This is a genomic window from Thiolapillus sp., from assembly GCF_048562965.1.
GTDB lineage: Bacteria > Pseudomonadota > Gammaproteobacteria > Chromatiales > Chromatiaceae > Thiolapillus > Thiolapillus brandeum_A.
Map to the genome: position 1 here is coordinate 1 of NZ_JBHNMF010000756.1, position 1,439 is coordinate 1,439.

The window sequence follows — 1,439 nt, forward strand, 5'->3', positions numbered from 1 at the left end:
CTGGAAGTGTATGAACAATGAACAGGGAGGCCAGCCATGCAACATGAAATCATCCAGATGACCGACAACTTCGAAGCCCACGCTCAAGAGACAGAAAACGGCGTTGAATACTGGCTGGCGCGAGACCTTCAGCATTTGCTGGACTACAGCAAATGGGATAATTTTCTGAACGTGATTTCCAAGGCCAAGACCGCCTGCGAGATATCCGGCCATGATATTGCGGACCATTTTGCCGGCGTCGGCAAAATGGTTGAACTTGGATCCGGCAGCCAGCGCGAGATCCCCGATATCATGCTTACCCGCTATGCCTGCTATCTGGTAGCCCAGAACGGCAACCCGGCCAAGCCAGCCATCGCCTTTGCCCAAACCTACTTCGCCATGCAGACCCGCAAGGCGGAGTTGATCGAGCAGCGCATACTGGAAAACGAGCGGGTATCGGCCCGGCGCAAGCTGGCCGACACCGAAAAGGAGCTTTCCAAGACCATCTACGAACAGACCGGCGGCAACCGTAACTTCGGCCTGATTCGCAGCAAGGGGGATCAGGCCCTGTTTGGCAGGAGCACCCAGGCCATGAAGGCGCACTGGAAAGTCCCCGCCAATCGCCCCCTGGCCGACTTTGCACCCACCATCATCCTCAAGGCCAAGGATTTTGCCACTGAAATCACCATTCACAACGCCCGCGAACAAAACATGCGCAGCGAGCCGGAAATCTCGCAGGAGCATGTCACCAATAACCAGGCCGTCCGTCAAACCCTGCTGGGCCGGGGCATCCGCCCGGAAACCCTGCCACCGGAAGAGGATGTGAAAAAAGTCGAACGCCGCCTGACCTCCGAGCAGAAAAAGGCGCTGAAGAATCCTGACGGGCTGGATGCCGAATGAGCGGCAAAGAAGCAAAGGCCGTGGTGCCAAAGCTGCGCTTTCCTGAGTTTCGGGAGGCGGGGGCGTGGGAAGAAAAGGAGGTGGGAGAAATATTTAAGGTGACTCGTGGAGAAGTGCTCTCCATGAGATTGGTTTCCGATATGCCCTCAGAAACAACTCCTTATCCTGTGTATTCATCACAGACTAAAAATAATGGCTTATCAGGATATTACTCTGATTTTCTATACGAAAATGCTATCACATGGACAACCGATGGAGCGAATGCTGGAGACGTTAACTATAGGCCAGGAAAATTCTATTGTACAAATGTGTGTGGGGTTCTAATAAACAATGACGGCTATGCAAACGTATTCATCGCTGAATTATTGAACACGATCACACGCAAGCACGTTTCCTATATTGGGAACCCAAAGTTAATGAATGGTGTGATGGCAAAGATCAAGGTAACTACTCACCCCTATCAGCATAGAGCTGTCCCGAAAAGGCCATTTGAATGGCGACCAGCGGATTGTATCCCTGATTTGCCATGGTCTGCAGGTAACTGGAGATGCGGCAATAGG

Annotated in this window: 2 protein-coding genes; both read left to right on the forward strand. The window is 52.6% G+C overall.

The annotated features are described in order from the left end of the window. The first annotated feature begins 36 nt into the window (after window positions 1-36). Complete coding sequence (gene dinD, locus ACOCD2_RS19830; RefSeq protein WP_293675251.1) at window positions 37-879, forward strand: DNA damage-inducible protein D; 843 nt, start codon at window positions 37-39, stop codon at window positions 877-879. Continuing rightward, on the forward strand, window positions 876-1,439 hold a 564-nt coding region (locus tag ACOCD2_RS19835), incomplete at its 3' end, for a restriction endonuclease subunit S (protein WP_293715978.1). The genes dinD and ACOCD2_RS19835, both read left to right, overlap by 4 nt.

Excerpts from the sequence above, each read along its gene's own strand:
- dinD (WP_293675251.1), top strand. The coding sequence starts at position 37 with ATGCAACATGAAATCATCCAGATGACCGACAACTTCGAAGCCCACGCT.